The organism is Labrys sp. KB_33_2 (assembly GCF_052114505.1).
Taxonomy (GTDB): Bacteria; Pseudomonadota; Alphaproteobacteria; order Rhizobiales; family Labraceae; genus Labrys.
In genome coordinates this window covers 32,781-52,607 of record NZ_JBFREW010000015.1, presented here as the reverse complement: position 1 = coordinate 52,607, position 19,827 = coordinate 32,781, and the positions used below count along the sequence as shown (strand labels likewise).

Annotated in this window: 15 protein-coding genes; 10 read left to right on the top strand and 5 right to left on the bottom strand. The window is 64.8% G+C overall.

Annotated elements, in window-relative coordinates; translation table 11 throughout:
• Positions 1-9: 9 nt before the first annotated feature.
• Positions 10-486: a hypothetical protein gene (locus AB4037_RS24830; RefSeq protein ID WP_441773313.1), complete on the top strand. Its 477-nt coding sequence runs from the start codon at positions 10-12 to the stop codon at positions 484-486.
• A gap of 119 nt (positions 487-605) precedes the next feature.
• On the top strand, positions 606-1,838 hold the full coding sequence (locus AB4037_RS24825; protein WP_441773312.1) for an MFS transporter: 1,233 nt from the start codon (positions 606-608) through the stop codon (positions 1,836-1,838).
• A gap of 187 nt (positions 1,839-2,025) precedes the next feature.
• On the opposite strand, the gene AB4037_RS24820 is transcribed toward AB4037_RS24825, so the two are convergent.
• Together AB4037_RS24820 and AB4037_RS24815 are read right to left on the bottom strand one after the other, a co-directional pair.
• The gene (locus AB4037_RS24820; RefSeq protein WP_441773311.1) at positions 2,026-3,600 is read right to left on the bottom strand and encodes an acetolactate synthase large subunit; all 1,575 of its coding nucleotides are present in this window, start codon (positions 3,598-3,600) and stop codon (positions 2,026-2,028) included.
• 98 nt (positions 3,601-3,698) lie between these two features.
• Entirely contained in the window at positions 3,699-4,016 is a 318-nt protein-coding gene (locus tag AB4037_RS24815; protein ID WP_441773310.1) for an SH3 domain-containing protein, read from the bottom strand.
• Between the two features lie 476 nt (positions 4,017-4,492).
• Here AB4037_RS24815 and AB4037_RS24810 point away from each other — a divergent pair, with 476 nt between their 5' ends.
• The 8 genes from AB4037_RS24810 (at position 4,493) to AB4037_RS24775 (ending at position 14,590) form a co-directional block, all read left to right on the top strand.
• The gene (locus AB4037_RS24810; protein WP_441773309.1) at positions 4,493-7,054 is read left to right on the top strand and encodes a GcvT family protein; all 2,562 of its coding nucleotides are present in this window, start codon (positions 4,493-4,495) and stop codon (positions 7,052-7,054) included.
• A 154-nt stretch (positions 7,055-7,208) separates the two neighbouring features.
• On the top strand, positions 7,209-7,979 hold the full coding sequence (locus AB4037_RS24805) for a metallophosphoesterase family protein (RefSeq protein ID WP_441773308.1): 771 nt from the start codon (positions 7,209-7,211) through the stop codon (positions 7,977-7,979).
• An 88-nt stretch (positions 7,980-8,067) separates the two neighbouring features.
• Positions 8,068-8,790, top strand: a complete 723-nt coding sequence (locus AB4037_RS24800) for a metallophosphoesterase family protein (protein ID WP_441773307.1) — start codon at positions 8,068-8,070, stop codon at positions 8,788-8,790.
• A 122-nt stretch (positions 8,791-8,912) separates the two neighbouring features.
• Positions 8,913-9,857 (top strand): NUDIX hydrolase, encoded by a 945-nt coding sequence (locus tag AB4037_RS24795; protein ID WP_441773306.1) that lies wholly within the window; start codon positions 8,913-8,915, stop codon positions 9,855-9,857.
• Between the two features lie 342 nt (positions 9,858-10,199).
• On the top strand, positions 10,200-11,183 hold the full coding sequence (nadA, locus tag AB4037_RS24790) for a quinolinate synthase NadA (protein ID WP_441773305.1): 984 nt from the start codon (positions 10,200-10,202) through the stop codon (positions 11,181-11,183).
• A complete protein-coding gene (locus AB4037_RS24785) occupies positions 11,180-12,739 on the top strand; it encodes an L-aspartate oxidase (protein WP_441773304.1) in 1,560 nt (519 codons plus the stop codon). The genes nadA and AB4037_RS24785 overlap by 4 nt, the downstream gene beginning before the upstream one ends.
• A gap of 1 nt (position 12,740) precedes the next feature.
• A complete protein-coding gene (gene nadC, locus AB4037_RS24780; protein WP_441773303.1) occupies positions 12,741-13,592 on the top strand; it encodes a carboxylating nicotinate-nucleotide diphosphorylase in 852 nt (283 codons plus the stop codon).
• Between the two features lie 221 nt (positions 13,593-13,813).
• Positions 13,814-14,590, top strand: a complete 777-nt coding sequence (locus AB4037_RS24775) for a metallophosphoesterase family protein (RefSeq protein ID WP_441773302.1) — start codon at positions 13,814-13,816, stop codon at positions 14,588-14,590.
• Between the two features lie 174 nt (positions 14,591-14,764).
• Here AB4037_RS24775 and AB4037_RS24770 read toward each other — a convergent pair whose 3' ends face one another.
• The 3 genes from AB4037_RS24770 to AB4037_RS24760 all read right to left on the bottom strand — a co-directional run bounded on the left by AB4037_RS24770 (position 14,765) and on the right by AB4037_RS24760 (position 19,808).
• Positions 14,765-16,591 carry a peptidoglycan D,D-transpeptidase FtsI family protein gene (locus AB4037_RS24770; RefSeq protein ID WP_441773301.1) on the bottom strand — a complete coding sequence of 609 codons (1,827 nt, stop codon included), beginning with the start codon at positions 16,589-16,591 and terminating at the stop codon, positions 14,765-14,767.
• A gap of 533 nt (positions 16,592-17,124) precedes the next feature.
• Positions 17,125-18,942 (bottom strand): cation:proton antiporter domain-containing protein, encoded by a 1,818-nt coding sequence (locus tag AB4037_RS24765; RefSeq protein WP_434959536.1) that lies wholly within the window; start codon positions 18,940-18,942, stop codon positions 17,125-17,127.
• 305 nt (positions 18,943-19,247) lie between these two features.
• On the bottom strand, positions 19,248-19,808 hold the full coding sequence (locus AB4037_RS24760) for an HNH endonuclease (protein WP_149255366.1): 561 nt from the start codon (positions 19,806-19,808) through the stop codon (positions 19,248-19,250).
• Between the last annotated feature and the right edge of the window lie 19 nt (positions 19,809-19,827).

The following is a 19,827-nucleotide window of genomic DNA, read 5'->3' as shown; positions in this document are numbered from 1 at the left end:
GGACCGGCGATGCAGGCGGCGAATCCCACGGTGAAAGCGTCTATCCGGCTAGGTGCCTTCCTGCATTCGGCAAAGCTGCAATATCCCAGCCTGAGCCGTCGGCGACTGCTCTTGTCGATAATCGCCCCGTTGGCGATCGTCGGAGCATGCTGGGCTCAATCCGTCTGCGCCGATCAACCGCCCCAGAGAACCATGATCTGCCGCGAGGGCGACAATGCCATGGAGTTCGTCCTTGATGGCAAAGGCGGCGCAAAACTGAAAGGAACCACAGGCACCACCCTTCTGCTGTTTCCGGATCTGCGCGAGGAGGATTGGACGGTCAAGGTCGTGCAGGAGCACGGTGGATACGGGTTGCGAGTCGCCAATTCTCGCGGTGCGCTGCTTTCGATTCCCTTCATCGCAGCGAAGACGATCGGCCAGATGACGTGGAACCATCCCGAAAATTCGAAGGTGGATCTGCTCTGCGATATCAACGTCATACGGTGATCGGCTTGTTACCGGCGAGGCCGGAAGGGCGCGCCTGGTTCGGCTAGGTTTCGTCCGCGGGATCTTGCCCCCAACCCGCTGTCTTTCTACAAGGAGGCCTCCTTTTTTCGGTTCCCGGTATGCCAGATCTTTCTTTTTCGCGCGCAGGCGCCTTCCGTCACGGCGGTTTTGCGCGGTATTGGCTGGCGCGTTTCCTCGGCAGTTTCTCCGCCCAGATCATGAGCGTTTCGGTCGGCTGGCAGGTTTACGACCTCACGCGCGATCCCTTTGATCTCGGCATTGTCGGGCTGGTGCAGTTCCTGCCGGCCTTCCTCCTGGTGCTGGTCACCGGTGCGGTGGCGGATCGTTTCAACCGCGTGCGCATCATGACGATCTGCCTGGCCGGCGAAGCGCTCTGCGCCCTTGCGCTGATGCTGTTCGGGCTATGGGGCAGCCAGACGGCGCTGCCGATCTTCGTCACGCTGGTGGTATTCGGCACGCTCAGGGCCTTTTTCGGACCGGCCCAGCAGTCGCTGATGCCCAATCTGGTACCGGAGGAGGACCTCGCCAGCGCCATCGCCTGGAGCACCTCGTCCTGGCAGATCGCCACGGTGATCGGCCCGGTCGCCGGCGGTCTGCTCTACGGCGTCTCGGCCAATGCCGCCTATGGCACGGCCCTGGTGCTGCTCGGCTTCGCCGCCTTGCTGACCTTTACCATCGCGCCGCCGCTGCAATTGAAGACAGCGAAGGAAAAGCCGAGTTTCGAGACGCTGCTGGCGGGTTTTCGCTATATCTGGGGCGAGAAGATCGTGCTCGGCGCCATCTCGCTTGATCTCTTCGCCATGCTCCTCGGCGGCGCCACGGCGCTGCTCCCGGTCTATGCCCGCGACATCCTCGATGTCGGTCCCTGGGGGCTCGGCATGCTCAGGGCAGCGCCCGGCGTCGGCGCCATCGTGGTGGCGGCGATCCTGTTGCGCCACCCGATCAGGGATCATGCCGGCGTGATCATGTTCGTTTGTGTGGCGCTGGTCGGTGCCTCCATTGCTCTATTCGGCGCCTCGACGGCAGTCTGGCTTTCCATCCTGGCGTTCGCGCTTTTCGGTGGGCTCGACATGGTCAGCGTCTATGTGCGCGAGACCCTGATCCAGCTCTGGACACCCGATGCGGTGCGCGGCCGGGTGAACGCGGTCAACCAGGTCTTCGTCGGTGCCTCCAACGAACTTGGCGAGTTCCGTGCCGGCATCTCGGCGGGGCTGATCGGTGCCGTGCCCGCCGTGATCTTCGGGGGTGTCGCCACGATCGCAGTAGCCGGCCTGTGGTGGTACTGGTTCCCCGAACTGCGCAAGGTAAGGCATCTGAGCGGGCGGGTGTAGTGGGTAAGACCGTGTGCCGATCTTCTCAGCTCCATCAAGTGATGGAGCGAGATCGGCATCTTCTTGCCGGAGCGCGTCGTTTCCAAGTATGCCGATCTGGAGATCGGCACGCCAAATTCCGCGTTCAGCTCCGCAAGACGAACGTCTGCCGGGCTTCTTCGCTGCTCTTTCTTTCGATGAGAACCGCTCAGAGCACCGCCTCGATCAGCCTCGGCCCGCGCTGTCCCATCGCGGCCTTGAAAGCATCGGCGAGGGCGGCATGGCTCTCCGCCCGCACCGCCTCCACGCCCATGCCCTCGGCAAGCTTTACCCAATCGAGATCGGGATTGCCGATATCGAACATGGATTGCCCCCTGGGGCCGATGCTGCCGAGGCCCACGCCCGCGACCTCGTCCATCAGCACCTTGTAGGCCCGGTTGGCATAGATGACCGTGGTGACGTCGAGCCGCTCACGCGCCTGCGTCCATAGCGATTGCAGCGTGTACATGGCGCTGCCGTCCGCCTGCAGTGACACCACCTTGCGGCCGGGGCAGGCGATGGCGGCGCCGGTGGCCACCGGCATGCCGTCGCCGATTGCCCCGCCCGAGAGCTGGAGGCTGTCATGCGGCGCCGCCGTTTCGTTGAGAGGGTAGAAGGGAAAGCCCGAGGAGATCGTCTCGTCGGAAATGATGGCGTTCTCGGGCAGGAAATGCCCGGCGATGCGCATGATGCCCTCCGCGGTGATGCGGCCATCCGCAGGCAGGGCAGGCGGGGCGTGCGCGGAGGCTTTGCCGGGCGCAGTCGCGCCGATCGCCTCGGCTAGGGCTTCGAGGGCGCCGGTGCCGTCCTCATGCGGAAAGGCGAGCACGAGAGGCCGGCAGCCGGACGGCGTCAGCTCGCTCGGCTGTCCCGGATAGGCGAAGAAGGCGATCGGTGCCTGTGAGCCGACCAGGATGAGGGTCTGCGTGCCCTTGAGGAAATCGAGGGCGGGACCGGGGCGGTAGGGCAGCCTTTCCACCTTGATGCGCCCCGCGCCGCGTTCGACCCGCGGCACGAAGGTGTCGCAGATCAGCCGGGCCCCGGTCTTGGCCGCGATGCGGCCCGCTGCCGCCAGCCCGCGGCCGCGCAGGGCCTCGCCGCGTAAGAGGAAGGCAACCGGACCGCCCGCGTCGAGCGCTGCCACCGATTGCGTCACGGCGGTGTCCGAAACGGGTGCGGGGCCGAGGACAGGGAGCGGCGCGGCCGGCCTGTCGGCAACGAGCCAGGCGGCATCGGCCGGCAGGATCAGGCTGGCGATCTGGCCGGGCGCGGTGCGGGCCGCCTGCACGGCGCGGGCGGCATCGGCGGCGACGCTGCGGGCGTTGGGGGAGGAATGCACCCAATGCGAGACCGGGCGGGCGAAGGCGGCGACATCGGAGGTCAGCGGCGCATCGAAACGCTGATGCGCGGAGGCATGGTCGCCGATGATGTTGACCATCGGCACCGGCACCTTGCGGGCATTGTGGAGATTGGCGAGGCCATTGGCCAGGCCCGGGCCGAGATGCAGCAGCGTCGCCGCCGGCTTGCAGGTCATGCGGGCATAGCCATCCGCCGCGCCGGTGACCACGCCCTCGAACAGGCCGAGCACCGGCCGCATGCCCTCGATGCGGTCGAGCGCGCCGACGAAATGCATTTCCGAAGTGCCGGGATTGGCAAAGCAGACCTCGACGCCGCTATCGACCAGCGTGCGCACCAGGCTTTCGGCGCCGTTCATGGTATCGGAGACGGGGAGGGGCTCATGCATGGTGGGCGTCCGTAGGCTGAAAGAAGGCTGGAACGTTCACCCTTAGGCGCAAACGCCCCGTCATCTCAAGCATAACGGCACGGCGCCCCGCTTGGGGCTCACCCGCAATCCTTGGCGATCAGCGGCGAGAAGGCCCAGCCATGGATGCCCTTGCTGAAGCCATCCTCCTCAAGGCGCGAATCGCCGCGCCACCAGGTGACCTCGACCCATTTGCCTGTGCGCCCCTGGCCATATTGCACTTCGTCCCCGGGCTTCATACGGGCGATCAGGCGGTGCTGCGGGCCGGGACCGGCGCGCAGGGCGACAAAACCATCCGGTGTCTTGCGCAGATGGCATAGCTCCATGGCGGAGCCTGCGGCGGGCCAGAGACAAGCGAGGCAGACGGCGAGCAAGGGAGGACGAAGGGAGCGGTTCATGGCAGGGCCCGGTGCGTGGATGCCCGACCAAGCCACAGGCAACGGGATACCGCCGTGACAGTGCGCACAGGACGTTCTCTCCTTCTCCCCCTGTGGTAGAAGGTGGCGCGAAGCGCCGGATGAGGGGGCTCGCGACCTGACTTTTCTGATGCTCACTCGCAAGCACGACCTGAACAAGTTGCGAGACCCCTCATCCGCCTGCCGGCGCCTTCTCCCGCAGGGGGAGAAGGGAATAGTTCAGCTGGCGATCAACCTCGGCGACAGGATTCTCGTCGACGTCGTTTTCTGGCCATGTCCCGGCCCATATGCGACATCGTTCCAGCGCGTCTTCTATAGAGCTAATCGGCAACGGGATGGCATCGGCGCTGCATCCTGCGGTTGTGGTCGCGTGGCCTTGGGAGAAGGTCGCACTGAGGCAGCAACCGCGGCGGTAGAGGCGCTAGGGTTTCCCGCAACGCATCCGGAGTCGCAGGCAAATGGCAGTGTTTCCAAAAAAGGCGAAGGTCGTCATCGTCGGATTGGGCGGGATCGTCGGCGCATCGATCGCCCATCATTTGATCGAGCGGGGCTGGGACGACATCGTCGGCATCGACAAGTCGGGCATCCCAACCGATATCGGCTCCACCGCCCATGCCTCCGACTTCTGCTATGCCACCAGCCACGATTTCCTGTCCTGCTGGACCACGCTCTATTCCATCGATTTCTACGAGAAGATGGGTCACTACGCCCGCGTCGGCGGCATCGAGGTGGCCCGCGTGGGCGACGATGCCCGCATGGACGAGATCAAGCGCAAGGTTGCCTCCGGCAAAGCCTTCGGCACCCGTGCCCGCCTGATCGAGCCGGCCGAGATCAAGGAGAAGTTCCCGCTGATCGAGGAGCATCTGGTGCAGGGCGGCCTGTGGGATCCCGATGCCGGCCTTGTCATCCCACGCTCGCAGACGGTGGCGGGCAAGCTCGTCGACCAGGGCGAGGCCGCCGGCAAGCTCCAGGTCTTCGCCAACACGGCGGCTCAGTCGCTCATCATCGAGAACGGCCGCATCAAGGGCGTGGTCACCAGCCGCGGCACTATCGAGGCCGATCATGTCGTTGTTTGTGCCGGCCTGTGGGGCCGCCTGATCGCCGAGATGGCCGGCGAGGACCTGCCGGTGATGCCGGTCGATCATCCGCTTACCTTCTTCGGGCCCTATAACGAGTTCGCCGGCACCGGCAAGGAGATCGGCTGGCCGCTGATGCGCGACCAGGGCAACTCCGCCTATATGCGCGACACCGGCGATCCGACGACCGCCGAAGGCGGCCAGATCGAGTGGGGCTATTACGAGGAGACCAATCCGCGCCTGTGCCATCCCCGCGACCTTCTCGAAAAGCACGAGGCGCGCCTGTCGCCCTCGCAGCGCGACCTCGACATGGAGCAGATCATCGGCCCACTCGAACGCGCCATGGAGCTGACGCCGATTCTCGGCGAGCTGGGTTACAATGAGGGCCATTCCTTCAATGGCCTTCTGCAGGTCACCACCGATGGCGGCCCCTCCATGGGCGAAAGCCAGAAGGTGCGGGGCCTGTGGTATGCGGTCGCTATCTGGGTCAAGGATGGCCCCGGCATGGGCAAGCTCATCGCCGACTGGATGACCGACGGGCGTACGCCGATCGACCACAACAAGATCGACTATGCTCGCTTCTCCCCGCACATGCTGGAGGAAGGCTTCATCGAGGGGCGTTGCGGCGAGGCGGCCCGCAAGATCTATAACCCTGCCGTGCATCCGCGCGAGCCCTATGACACCGGCCGCAATATCAGGCGCTCGCCCTTCTATGAGCGCGAGAAGGAGCTCGGCGGCTACTTCATGGAGCTCGGCGGCTGGGAACGCGCCCATGGCTACGCCGTCAACGAGCATTTGCTCGAGAAATACGGAAATCGCGTGCCGGTGCGCGCGAACGAATGGGACAACCGCCATTTCTGGCGCGTCTCCAATGCCGAACAGCTCGCCATGAGCGAGGATTGCGGCATCATCAACCTCTCGCACTTCGCCATGATCGATGTCGAGGGGCCTGACCATGTCGCGCTGATGGAATGGGTCTGCGCCGCCAAGATCGGCGGCGAAGCGAATATCGGCAAGGGCATCTACACCCATTTCCTCGACGAAAACGGCATGGTGCGCGCGGACCTCACCGTGTTCCGCATGGCGGACCGCTGCCGCGTGGTCGATGGCGCCGATGCCGGCCCGCGCGATCTCAACTATCTGCGCCGCGTTGCCCAGGACAAGGGCTTCGACGTCACCGTCACCGATACTTCGGAGAAATACGTCACCATCGGCATCTGGGGCCCGAATGCCCGCGTCAATCTGAAGAAGGTGGTGGAAGACCCGACCGGGCTCGATCCGGAGAACTTCGCCTTTGCCGCCATCAAGCAGATCCACATCGGGGGCAAGGACGTCTCCGCCTTCCGCATCTCCTATGTCGGCGAGCAGGGCTGGGAACTGCACATGCGCTACGAGGACGGTCTTGCCGTCTGGGACGCGCTGCGCACCACCGGGGTGATGGCGGTCGGCGTGGAGACCTATGCCAATTCCCGCCGCATGGAAAAGAGCCTGCGCTTGCAGAATGCCGAGCTCAACACCGAGTACAACCTGATCGAAACCGATCTCCAGCGCCCCAAGGTCAAGGAGGCCGATTTCTGCGGCAAGGCCAGGCATTTGGAGCACCGCGCCCGCGCCCACCAGCCGGCCATGCTGTGTACGCTGGTGATCACGGACAATGTCGATGCCAAGGGCGTCGCTCGCTACCCCGTCGGCATCCTGCCGGTGATGGACCCTGAGACCGGCGAGACGCTGGTCGACGAACTCGGTCGCCGGTCCTACACCTATTCGATCGCCTATGGCCCGACCATCGGCAAGAACATCGCGCTCGCCTATCTGCCGCATGCCTATGCGCAGGAGGGTCGCAAGTTCCAGGTCGAGTATTTCGGCGAGACCTATCCGGTCGAGGTGGCCGGCGTCGGCTATAAGCCGCTCTACGACCCCACAAACGCCAAGCCGCGAAGCTGAGGGGAAACCTGACCCTCCTCATCCTGGGAAGGTCATCTCCACTCCGAGTTCTCCACGTCACAATTGCCCCCTCTTGTTGACGTTTGGGGCCGGCACGCGGAAGTAAGGGATCTCAATCCCCAGCCCTCTCCCGGTGTGGGAGAGGGAGCCCGCCATGCCCAAGAAACCAATAGCCAAACCGATAGCCAAGAAGAAGATCGAGCGCTTTCCCGAACCGCCCAGCATGCCGCCTGAGACCTCCGTCATCGCCATCGGCGATATCCACGGGCGGCTCGATTTGCTGGAACCCCTGCTCACGCGCATCGAAAGGCGGGCGTCGCTGCTGCCGGGCCTCAAGCATCTCGTGGTCAGCGTCGGCGATCTCATCGACCGCGGCCCCGATTCCGCCGGCGTGATCGAGCGGCTGATGAACGGCGTGCGAGGCTGTGAGCTGGTGGTGCTCCTGGGCAACCACGAGGACGCGCTGCTCGGCTTTCTCGACGACAAGCCGATCGGCGATGCCTGGCGCAGCTTCTTCGGCGCCGACGCCTTCCTGCAGAGCTATGGCATTGCCAGCCGGCAGAATTACAAGGTGGAGAAGACGCCGGACCGCCTGCGCCAGGACATGCTTTCAGCCATACCGCAGGCGCATCTCGATTTCCTGCGCGGCCTGCCCACCTCCTACAGTATCGGCGACTATTTCTTCGTCCATGCCGGCGTGCGCCCCGGCGTGCCGCTGGCCGAGCAGGACGATCGCGACCTCGTCTGGATTCGCGAGGAGTTCCTGCATTCCACGCAACGCTTCGAGAAGAAGATCGTCCACGGCCACACACCGGTGCGCAAGCCGGACTTCAACCGCAACCGCATCAATCTGGACACCAAGGCCTATGCCTCGGGCATCCTGACGGCTGTACGGTTCGAAGGCATCGAGGCCGTGGTATTCTGAGCCCCTGAGGCCCGCGCTCCCGGGGCATTGCCGCCCCTTGCCGCGCGGCCCGCACGCCCCTTATGGTGTCGCATGGAGGGAGCGCATCATGGGGTCATTCCATCTGCCCGCTATCCCCGACGATGTCAGCGTCATCGCCTTCGGCGACGTGCACGGCTGCTACGACAAGCTGGAGATCCTGCTCGAACAGATCGAGGCGCGCCTGGCGTCTTTGCCGGAGCGACGGCACATCGTCGTCTCTGTCGGCGATCTCGTCGATCGCGGCCCGGATTCGGCCCGTGTGGTCGATCGCCTCGCGGCTGGACTGCCGGGCTGCGAGCTCGTGGTGCTCAAGGGCAATCACGAAGCCATGATGCTCGACTTCATCCGTGGCGGCGAGGATGCCGAGGCCTGGCTGCACAATGGCGGCCTGCGCACGCTGGCGAGCTACGGCGTCGATCTGGAGCGGGCCCTGGCCGCAGGCCCGACGCTTCACGACCTGCGCCGCGCCTTTCTCGACGCGATACCGGAGCATCACCTCGCCTTTCTGGCGAAAATGCCGCTCAGCTATGCCTGCGGTGATTATTTCTTCGTTCATGCCGGCGTCCGCCCCGGCCGCCCGCCCGACCGGCAGGACGAGGAGGACCTGCTCTGGATCCGCAACGAGTTCCTCGACTGGGATGGCGATTTCGGCAAGCGCATTGTGCATGGCCACACGCCGGTCGATATCGCGACCTTCAGGCCCAACCGCATCAATCTCGACACCGGCGCCTGTTTCGGCGGCCCTCTGACCGCCGTGCTGCTGGAAGGGACGGAGGCGGTGATTTTTTGAGGGCGCTCCGTCGCTTCACCTGTTGAAACCTTTGGTCAAAAGCTGCCGATTGCTTGCTCCGGCCGGGCGCAACTGCGAGTCTCCGCACCAGATATCGGCTTTGTCACCAGGAGAAATCGATCGTGCCGCCAGAGACCGGCAACCTCGTCACCGCCGACCTGATCGCCGTCCTCGTGGCGGTGACCGCAGGGCGGCCGCGGGTGATGACGGTGCGCGAGGGCAGGGGCCTGCCCTCCGGTCCCTTCGAGGCCGGCCACCGCTCATTGCAGACCGGGCTGCGTGCCTGGGTGGAACGCCAGACCGGCCATCCCCTCGGCTATGTCGAGCAGCTCTATACCTTCGCCGACAACGATCGCGGGGCGCAGGACATGCAGCGGGCGATCTCGATCTCCTATCTAGGCCTGACGCGGGAAAATGCCGGTGGAGGCGAGGAAACCGGTTGGCGCGACTGGTATGAGTATTTCCCCTGGGAGGACCATCGCGCCGGCCTGCCGGCCTTCTTCCAGACGGGAATCGTCGCGCCCCTGCGTGCCTGGGCCGGGGCGGTCGACAGTGCGGCCATGCGGGAGATCAGGTCCCAGCGGGTCGATATCACCTTCGGGCTTGAGGGTTTTGCCTGGAACGAGGAGCTCGTGCTGCAGCGCTACGAGCTGCTCTACGAGGCCGGGCTGGTACCGGAAGCTGCCACGAACGGCGTTGCGGGCGCGCAAGCGGTGCCGGCCTCGCAAGCGGTGCCGGGCAGGCCGATGCATGCCGACCATCGCCGCATCCTCGCCACCGGCATTGCCCGTCTGAGAGCCAAGATCAAATACCGCCCAGTGGTGTTCGAATTGCTGCCCGCCACCTTCACCTTGCTGCAGCTCCAGCGCAGCGTCGAGGCCCTGGCTGGGCGCCTGGTGCACAAGCAGAATTTCCGCCGCCTGATCGAGCAGCAGGAACTGGTGGAGGAGACCGGCGAGATCGCCGCCGAGACCATCGGCCGCCCGGCCAAGCTGTTCCGCTTCCGCCAGGCCGTGCTGGCCGAGCGCGTAGCCGCCGGCACCAAGCTGCCGCTGGCGCGGGGGTAGGAGTGTCCCCTCACTGAGTCTAGCGCGGTCCCCTTCTCCCCTTGCGGGAGAAGGTGGCATTGCGAAGCAATGACGGAAGAGGGGTCTTGCGACCTTGCCAGCCTTGGTGCTCGCTCAAAGGTGTAATCTCTGGATGGGGGGCTAGACCCCTCATCCGCCGCTTCGGGGCTCCCAGTCCACTCCAAGTGGAGTGGACGATCCCCACCAGGGGAGAAGGGGAGTCGCGGTTCGCTCTCTCGGTTTTGCTCCAATCTCTTATGCTCCAAGTGAACATAATTCGCTTGACATTGCTTATACTCAGATTAAGCATATGCTCAACATATGCTCAATGGGAGTATAAATATGAGCCCCGATGCTACCGTTCTCACCCGCACCGCGCCGCTCTATGAGCGGGTCAAGCGCGTCATTCCCGCCATGGAATGGCCCGTCTTCGCCGATGACGTCGACGCCATCCTGGCGCTCAAGCGCGAGCGCAACGCCGTCATCCTGGCGCACAACTACCAGACGCCGGAAATCTTCCACTGCGTCGCCGACGTGGTCGGCGACAGCCTGGCCCTGGCCCGCAGGGCTGTCGATACCGACGCCGATGTCATCGTGCTGGCGGGCGTGCATTTCATGGCCGAGACCGCCAAGCTGCTCAATCTGGACAAGACGGTGCTGATCCCCGATCTTCGCGCCGGCTGCTCGCTGGCCGATTCGATCCAGCCGGAGGATGTGCGCCTGATGCGCCAGACCTATCCCGGCGTGCCCATCGTCACATATGTCAACACCTCGGCGGCGGTGAAGGCGGAGTCCGATGTCTGCTGCACCTCGGGCAATGCCAAGAGGATCGTCGAAAAGCTTGGCGTGCCCCGGGTGATCATGCTTCCCGACGAATATCTCGCCCGCAACATCGCGGCCGAGACCGATGTCGAGATCATCGCCTGGAAGGGCCATTGCGAGGTGCATGAGCGCTTCTCGCCGGCCGAGGTGCGCCAGCTCAGGGAAGACCATCCCGGCGTGATCGTCCTCGCACATCCCGAATGCCCGCCGGAGGTGGTGGCGGAAGCCGATTTCTCCGGCTCGACCGCGCTGATGTCCGGCTATGTCGCCGAGCACAAGCCTGCCCGCGTGGTGCTGCTGACCGAATGCTCGATGAGCGACAACGTGGCCGTGCAGCACCCCACCGTCGATTTCGTGCGCCCCTGTAATCTCTGTCCGCATATGAAGCGCATCACGCTCGCCAATATCCGCCAGGCGCTGGAGACCAACCGGCACGAAGTCACCATCGATTCTGCCATTGCGGTTGCCGCGCGCCGGGCCGTCGAGAGGATGCTCGAGCTATGAGCGATCATCCGCAGCTCTATCGCGACCGCCCGGTGGTGGTCGGGGCCGGCCTCGCCGGGCTGATGACGGCGCTCTCACTCGCCCCCGAACCGGCGGTGCTGCTCTCCCGCGCGTCGCTCGGCGCGGAAACCTCGACCGGCTGGGCGCAGGGCGGGCTCGCCGCAAGCCTGGCTGATGATGATACACCTGCACTTCACCTTGAGGATACGCTGGCGGCCGGCGGTGGCCTGGTGGCGGCGGTGGCGGCTCGCTCCATCCTCGACGCTGCTCCGGATGCGGTGCGTCGGCTCGCCGCTCTCGGTGTCAATTTCGACAGGAACGGCGAGGACTTCCAACTCGGCCTCGAAGCCGCCCATGGCCGCCGCCGCATCGTACATGCCGATGGCGACGCCACGGGACGAGAGATCGTGCGCGCCTTGGTCGCCGCAGTGCGTAAGACGCCCTCGATCACCGTGCTGGAGGGCGTCGAGGCACGGCGCCTCATCGTCGAGGACGGCACCATCGCCGGTGTCGTCTGCGTCGGCCCGAACAGCGAGGCGATGACCATTCCCACCGCACGCGTGGTGCTGGCCACCGGCGGCATCGGCGGCCTCTTCAGCGATAGCACCAATCCTCGCACCAGCCAGGGGCAGGGGCTCGCCCTGGCGGCTCGCGCCGGGGCGCTGCTCTCCAATCTCGAATTCGTGCAGTTCCATCCAACCGCGCTCGATACCGCGGCGCGGCCGATGGGACTGGTCAGCGAAGCCGTGCGGGGTGAGGGCGCCGTGCTGATCGACGAGACCGGCGAGCGCTTTCTCCGCCATCTGCCAGGCGCCGAACTGGCCCCGCGCGACGAAGTCGCCCGCGGCATCTGGCAGCATCTGTCGGGCGGGCACCAAGTCTACCTCGATGCCCGCCAACGGCCCGGCGCGGGGTTCGCACGCCGCTTCCCGGGTATCGACCGGCTCTGCCGGGACGCAGGCTTCAATCCCGCCTTGCAGCCTCTGCCGGTGCGTCCGGCCCAGCACTATCACATGGGCGGCATTGCGGTGGATGGACAGGGCCGAAGCTCCCTGCCGGGTCTATGGGCTTGTGGCGAAGTGGCCTGCACCGGTCTGCACGGCGCCAATCGCCTCGCCAGCAATTCCCTGGCCGAGGCTGCGGTCTGCGCCGCCTGGGTCGCCGACAGCGTGAGGAGCGCACCGGCCGCCAGCCGCCGATTCGCGGGTACTTCCATTGCCGCGAATGCTGCTGACCTTCGCGCCGGGGATGCCGAGTCAACGCGTCCGATTCTATCGCGTGCGCTCGGCGTGGTGAGGGACCGGGCCGGACTAGAGGCGGCGATCGCCGAACTCCTACCGCTGGCCACCAGCACACGCCCTGGCTCGGGGCCCGCCTTGGTCGGCCTGATGCTGGCCGTCTCCGCGCTATGCCGGCAGGAAAGCCGGGGCGCGCATTGCCGCACGGATTTCCCCAGCAGCCTGCCGGAGGCGACACCGTCTCTCCTCTCGCTCGACCAGGCCCTCTCGACGGCCCGTGAGGTCGCCCTCTCCCTTCCTTTCGCAGAAAGCGCCTGACATGCCCCTTTCTCCCCTGTCCCCCCTGCTGTTCGAGCCTGTCGTCCGCGCGGCCCTGGTCGAGGATCTCGGCCGTGCCGGCGACCTCACCACCGATGCCATCGTGCCTGTCGGCCTCAAGGCGACCACCGTGCTGGCCGCACGCCAGGACGGCGTGGTCGCCGGCCTCGACATTGCCGCCGCCGCCTTCCGCCTGCTCGATCCTTCTGCTGCGATCGCGGTGGAGCGCGGCGACGGCGCTAGCGTATCGCCTGGCTCGATCATCGCCACCGTCACCGGTTCGGCCCGGGCCTTGCTGACGGGCGAGCGCACGGCGCTCAACATCCTCTGCCGTCTCAGCGGCATCGCCAGCGCCACCGCCTCGGTGGTGGAGGCGATCAGGGGGCACAAGGCCACCATCGTCTGCACCCGCAAGACCACGCCCGGCCTGCGCGCTTTGGAGAAATATGCGGTGAGGGCCGGCGGCGGCGGCAATCACCGCTTCGGGCTCGACGATGCCATCCTGATCAAGGACAACCATGTCGCCATCGCCGGCGGCATCCGCCCGGCGCTCGAGCGGGCCAAGGCCGCGGCGGGCCACATGGTCAAGATCGAGCTGGAGGTCGATACGCTGGCCCAGCTCGAGGAGGCGCTGGCCGTCGGCGTCGATGCCGTGTTGCTCGACAATATGGGCCCGGATGAATTACGCGAGGCGGTGGCCATGGTCGGCGGACGGGCGCTCACCGAGGCCTCAGGCCGGGTTACGGCGGCGACGGCGCCGGCAATCGCGGCCTCGGGCGTCGACCTCATCTCCATCGGCTGGCTCACCCATAGCGCGCCGATCCTCGACATCGGCCTGGATTATCGGGCCTGAGCGGCCGAATGCTGTTCACTTAAAGAGGTAACACCCCGTTTTGTCATAGCCGGGCTTGACCCGGCTATCCGGAATAAGCGCGAAGGGGCTGGATTGCCGGGTCAAGCCCGGCAATGACAAAGGTCGAGCAAACCCGAAGACGCTGAGGTGAACTGCAGTGGAGGCTGAGCGGCATTGCCGCATCCCCTTGCTGCGGCAAGCGTGGCTGATATGCTGCCTTCATGCAGAATCGTGTCGTACCCTTTCCCATCCCGCCGCGTGTGCCGGCGGGGACAACCATCATTGCCTTCGGCGACGTCCACGGCCATCTCGCGCTGATGGAGGAGATCCTGGCCAGGGCGCAATCTCGGGCCCAGGCCAAGCCGGACCGGCGCCACATCGTCATCAGCCTCGGCGATCTCGTCGATCGTGGCCCCGATTCCCGCGGTGTCGTGGCCCGGTTGATGGGCAACCTGCCGGGTTGCGAGCTCCATGTGCTCAGGGGCAATCACGAAACCTTGCTGATGTCCTTCCTCGCCGGCGACCCGGATGCCGACGTCTGGCTCAAATGGGGCGGCATGGCCACCGTCGGCAGCTATGGCGTCGACATCAAGGGAGCCGACCCGCATTCGAAGCGGGATGTCGAGCGTCTCAGGGCGGAGTTCCGCGCCAGGATGCTGCCCGACCATCTCGACTTCATGCGCACGCGGCCGCTGAGCCTCACCTTCGGCGATTATTTCTTCGTGCATGCCGGCGTGCGGCCGGATGTGCCGCTGGCCAAGCAGAAGGAATATGACCTGATCTGGATCCGGGACGAGTTTCTACCCTCGGGCCAACTCTTCGAGAAGAAGATCGTGCATGGCCACACCTCGGTGGAGGAGCCGGATTTCCGCACCAACCGGATCAATCTCGATACGGGTGCCTGCTATGGCGGCAAGCTGACGGCGGCGATCTTCGAGGATGACGTGGCCGAGGTGTTCGCCTCCATCCCGGCGCCGCCTGGCACGCATTTTCCCTGAGAATGATACGAAGAGGTTGATCGGGCAGGAACATGCCTTCCGTATGTTTAAGCCGGTCCTGTGCCGCCCCTCACCTCAATCCCAGTCCACTCCACTTGGAGTGGACTGGGATTGAGGTGAGGGGCGGCGCGGCATTGGCAGGATTGCGGTGGCGACTGAACACCCTTTCTGCGCTCAATGCGTGACCAGCCACTCCATCGGATGGTCTTCGCCGCGAGGGGCGTAGAGCGGCGGCACGGGGTTGGGAATCTCCGTAAAGCGCGGCTTGACGCCGAGCAGCGGGCCGATGCGCTCCAGGATCTTGCCGGTGGTAACCCCGGCATTCCAGGCGGCGGAACTGTAGCCATAGGTCTCGGGCAGGCCCTTGGGCTCGTCATAGAGCACGAGCACCAGATATTTCGGCTTGTCGAAGGGAAATACCGCCATGAAGGTGGTGAAGTTGAGCTTCTTCGAATAGCGCCCGTTGATGACCTTTTCGGCCGTGCCGGTCTTGGCGCCGATGCCGAGCCCGGGCACATTGGCCTTCTTGCCGGAGCCGTCGGTGGCGTTGAGGCGCATGATGTAGCGCATCACGTCGGAGGTGTGCTTCTTCAGGACCAGCTTGGAGCCCGCCAGGGCGTCGCCTTCGTTGCGCGCCAGGAACGTCGGCTTCATCAAATGGCCGCCATTCATCATCGCCCCCACCGCCATCATCGCCTGCAGCGGCGCCACGGCCATGCCATGGCCGAAGGCGATGGTGATGGTGTTGATCTCGCTCCAGCGCCTGGGCAGGATCGGCATGGCGTTCTCGGGCAGTTCGGTGACCAGTCGCGTGGTCTGGCCCATCATCCTCAGAAAGGCCTTGTGGGCGTCGACGCCGAGGGCGAGGGCCATTTTGGCCGAGCCGATATTGGAGGAGAAGGTGAAGACCTCCGGCAGGCTCAGCATGCGCCGACGGGCGTGGTCGTCATGAATGGTGAAGCGGCCATATTTGAGCGTGGTGCGGGCATCGAGCATGGAAGCGGTGGTGAATCTGCCCGATTCGATCGCCATGGCGGTGGTCAGGGCCTTGAAGGTCGAGCCCATCTCGAACACGCCGACATTGATGCGGTTGATCCGGTTGGGATCCAATGCCTCGGCCGGGTTGTTGGGATCGAAATCGGGCAAGGACACCAGCGAGATCATTTCGCCGGTATTGACGTCCATGATGGCGCCGGCCGCCGCCTTGGCCTGGTAGTGCTCCATCCCCGCGACGAGTTCGTCGCGCATCACCGCCTGGGCTCGCAGATCGATCGAAAGGCGCACAGGCTTGAGATCGTGCGGGTCGGAGGCGTAGCCGAGTGCCTGCAGCTCGGAGAGGCCGCGCTTGCGGTCGATATATCGCTCGATGCCGGCAATGCCCTGGTTGTCGATGTTCACGGCCCCGAGCACATGGCTCACCGTCGGCCCGTTGGGATAGATGCGCTTGGCCTCGTTGAGAAAGCCGATGCCCGGCAGGCCGAGTGCATAGATGCGATTGCGCTGCTCGGGCGTGATCTCGCGCTTGAGCCAGATGAAGCCCTTGCCCGAGGCAAGCTTGGCCCTTAGATCGCGTGCATCGAATTCGGGCATCTGGGCGGTGAGCAGCTCGGTCGCCTCGTCGACATCGATGATCTTCCTCGGTTCGGCGTAGAGCGAAGGCACCTGCACGTCGGTGGCCAGGATCCGGCCATTGCGGTCAAGGATATCCGGGCGTGCCGCAGCCAACTGGTCGGCTGCCGAGCGGCGCGCGTCATATTGCTCGTCCGGCGCGGTGCCGAACTGCACCAACCGCGCCAGAATCGCCATATAGATGCAGACGAAGCCCACCACGATCAGCATGATGCGGCCGGCGCTTTTCTGCAGTTTGGTGGGCACTAGGGGACGCCGCCTGCGTCTTTCGGCCGGCCTAGCAGGGTGGTCCTCCGTCGGAGCTTCGAAAGGCGGCTGGCCCGTGAGGACCTCCTGGCCTTGGTCTGCCTCGTCGACGGAAGAGGTCTGCATCGTCGCTTTTCCCAATGCGTATGCAGATTCCTCCTGATCGAGCCAAGGGATCGATCAGGAGGAATCCGCAGGATCTCAAACCCTGCTCGGAGCAAAGCGCGTCCATGGCCGAACGCCTGTTTGCTCTGGCTCCTTGTTTCCAAGCCAACCTGATGGATTGGCTAGAGCGTTCTTGCCTCCAATCGCAAAACGCTTTGGCAGGCAGCCGCCATCTGCCGGGCTCGCGCCCGGCGGTTCCTGCCGCATCTTGATTTGACGTTGATGATACGGGGCGCGTGGAGGTCGCCCGCTATCCAAAAGGGCGTTGGTGTCTAAAAATGGTTCATTCTATTCATGGAATAGCAATAAAGCCGCAGGAAATTCAGGTAAAGGGTATCAACTCATTAACAATTCGTACGGTTATCGAGGTCTTAACGGGGAGGTAACCGCTGAGGGTAGCCTGTGTTTAGCGGGGGTAAGCATAGATATTTGCCGCAACGAGTGTCGTTCTGTCGTGCCCGGACTTGACCCGGGGATCCGGAGTCCCGGCATAGTCAGGCCGCCTGACCGGGCTGGCTTTCCTCGGGCTGCAGCAGGTCGCGGATCATGCCGCGGGCGATTTCCTCTTCGCCCATCAGGATCGCATCGGCCCCGAGCCCGCGGAGATAGTCCACCGCCTCCTCGCTATGCGCCCGGGCGAGAATGCGGATGGACGGGTTGAGCGTGCGGGCCTGCTCCACCAGATGGCCGGCTTCGAAGGCGTCGGGGATGGCGACGACCAGCCATTTCGCGCCGGCCAGATTCTGCAGCTCCAGCGTCTCGTAGTCGCCGGCCGGTCCGGAATAGACCTCGATGCCTTCGGCTTTCAGCTTCTCGACCTCGCTCTGCGATTCCTCGATCACCACCAGCGGCACGCCGGCCTGGTGCAGGGCCTTGGCCACCCGGCTGCCGACGCGGCCATGGCCGACCAAAATGGCGTGCTGGCTGAGTTTGGTCGGCTGGACCACTTCGATGTCATCATCCTTGGGCAGGGGCGCCGGAGCGGGCGCGGCTTCCGCGACGGACGCACCCGGCGAGGCCTCCGGCTGAGGCTGTGCCTCGGGCTCGGCCTCAGGTTTGACTTCCGGCTTGACTGGGGCGGTTGGCTGGCGTTCGGGACGCAGCACGAAGCGGTCCAGCGCCATGAACAGGATCGGGTTGATCACGATTGAGATGAGGGCGCCCGCCACCACCAGATCGCGCGCCGTGCCGGGGATGATCTGCAGCTTGACACCGAGCACCGCCAGAATGAACGAGAATTCGCCGATCTGGGCGAGACTCGCCGAAATGGTGAGCGCGACGCCCTTGGAATAACCGAAGCCGCGCACGATCAGGAAGGCGGCAATCGACTTGCCGATCACGATGATCACGAAGGTCGCGAGCACGCCGAGGGGATGCTGGATCAGGATCGCCGGGTTGAACAGCATGCCCACCGAGACGAAGAACAGCACGGCGAAGGCGTCGCGCAGCGGCAGCGTCTCATTGGCGGCCTGCTTGCTGAGCGGGGATTCGGCCAGCACCATGCCGGCGAAAAAGGCGCCCAGCGCGAAGGAGACGCCGAAGAGCACGGCCGCGCCATAGGCGACCCCGAGCGAAATCGCCAGCACGGCCAGGCGGAAGAGCTCGCGCGAACCGGTATGGGCGACGAAATGCAGGACCCAGGGGATGACCTTGCGCCCGACCACCAGCATCAGCGCCACGAAGGCGGCGACCTTGATGGCGGTGACCAGGAGGGTCGCGGCGATCGAATTGAGGCCGAGATTGGCGGCGAGGCCTGAAGGTGCGACCTCGCCCGGCGCATGGCCGCCGAGAAGTCCGGCCAGCGGAGGGATCAGCACCAGGGTGATCACCATCACCAGGTCTTCGACGATCAGCCAGCCGACGGCGATACGGCCGCGCTCGGTCTCGATCAGCTTACGCTCTTGCATGGCGCGCAGCAGCACCACGGTACTGGCGACCGAGAGGGCGAGGCCGAAGACGATGCCCGTGCCGAGGCCCCAGCCCATGACCCAGGAAAAACCCATGCCGAGCAGGGTCGCCACCGCGATCTGGCCCAGCGCGCCGGGAACGGCGATGGCGCGGACGGAGAGCAGGTCCTTCAGCGAAAAATGCAGGCCGACACCGAACATCAGCAGGATCACGCCGAGCTCGGCGAGCTCATTGGCGAGATTCTGGTCCGCCACGAAACCGGGCGTGAAGGGGCCGATCACCACGCCGCCAAGCAGATAGGCGACGATCGGAGACAGTCGTAACCGCTGTGCGACAAGCGCAAAGATGAATGCCAGTCCCAGGCCCGCCACGATCGTTGCAATCAACGGTGTCTCGTGCGGCATGGAACCTCCCTTCGCGGTCGTAACGAGCGTTCGAGTGCTTACAGCACCGGAAGCGTTTTCCAGAAAAGTTGGTCGACTTTTCGATTAGGAAAACGCGCTGAAACAAAGAATTAGAGAAAAGGGCGATTTAAGGAAATCGCACTTTGCCCCGCATTTGTATGGTGATTGCCTTGCGGCCGCTTCACCATAGGAGAGTTCCATAGTGAGCGCTCGTTAACAATCGGAAAGGTCGCGATCAATTCACGCCAAAAGCGCGGAACGAAGCAGTCGCGACGCGCAAAGCATGCCCCGGCGAATGAAGCCGATCAAGGCTCCAGTTCGGTATCCCAATAGAGGTAATCGAGCCAGCTCTCATGCAGATAGTTCGGCGGGAAATGCCGGCCGTTCTGGTGCAGGTCGCTGAGGGAGGGGGCGTAGGGCTTCTGGTTGGGATGCATGCCAGCCTCGGCGGGCATGGCGCCGCCCTTTTTCAGATTGCAGGGCGAGCAGGCGGCGACGACGTTTTCCCAGGTGGTCTGTCCGCCCCGGGAGCGGGGGATGACGTGGTCGAAGGTCAGATCCGACCGTGTGCCGCAATATTGGCAGGTGAAGCAGTCGCGCAGGAAGACGTTGAAGCGGGTGAAGGCGGGGTTTCGACTGGGTTTGACGTAGGTCTTGAGACATACCACCGAAGGTAATCGGAACTCGAAGGTGGGACTTCGCACCACCTTGTCATATTCGGAGATGATGTTGACCCTGTCGAGGAAGACCGCTTTCACCGTATCCTGCCAGGACCAGAGCGAGAGCGGATAATAGGACAGCGGCCGGTAATCGGCGTTCAGCACGAGCGCGGGACACGCCTCGGGCGAGACCGACGTATGAAACACAGCAGGCGAAACATGCGCT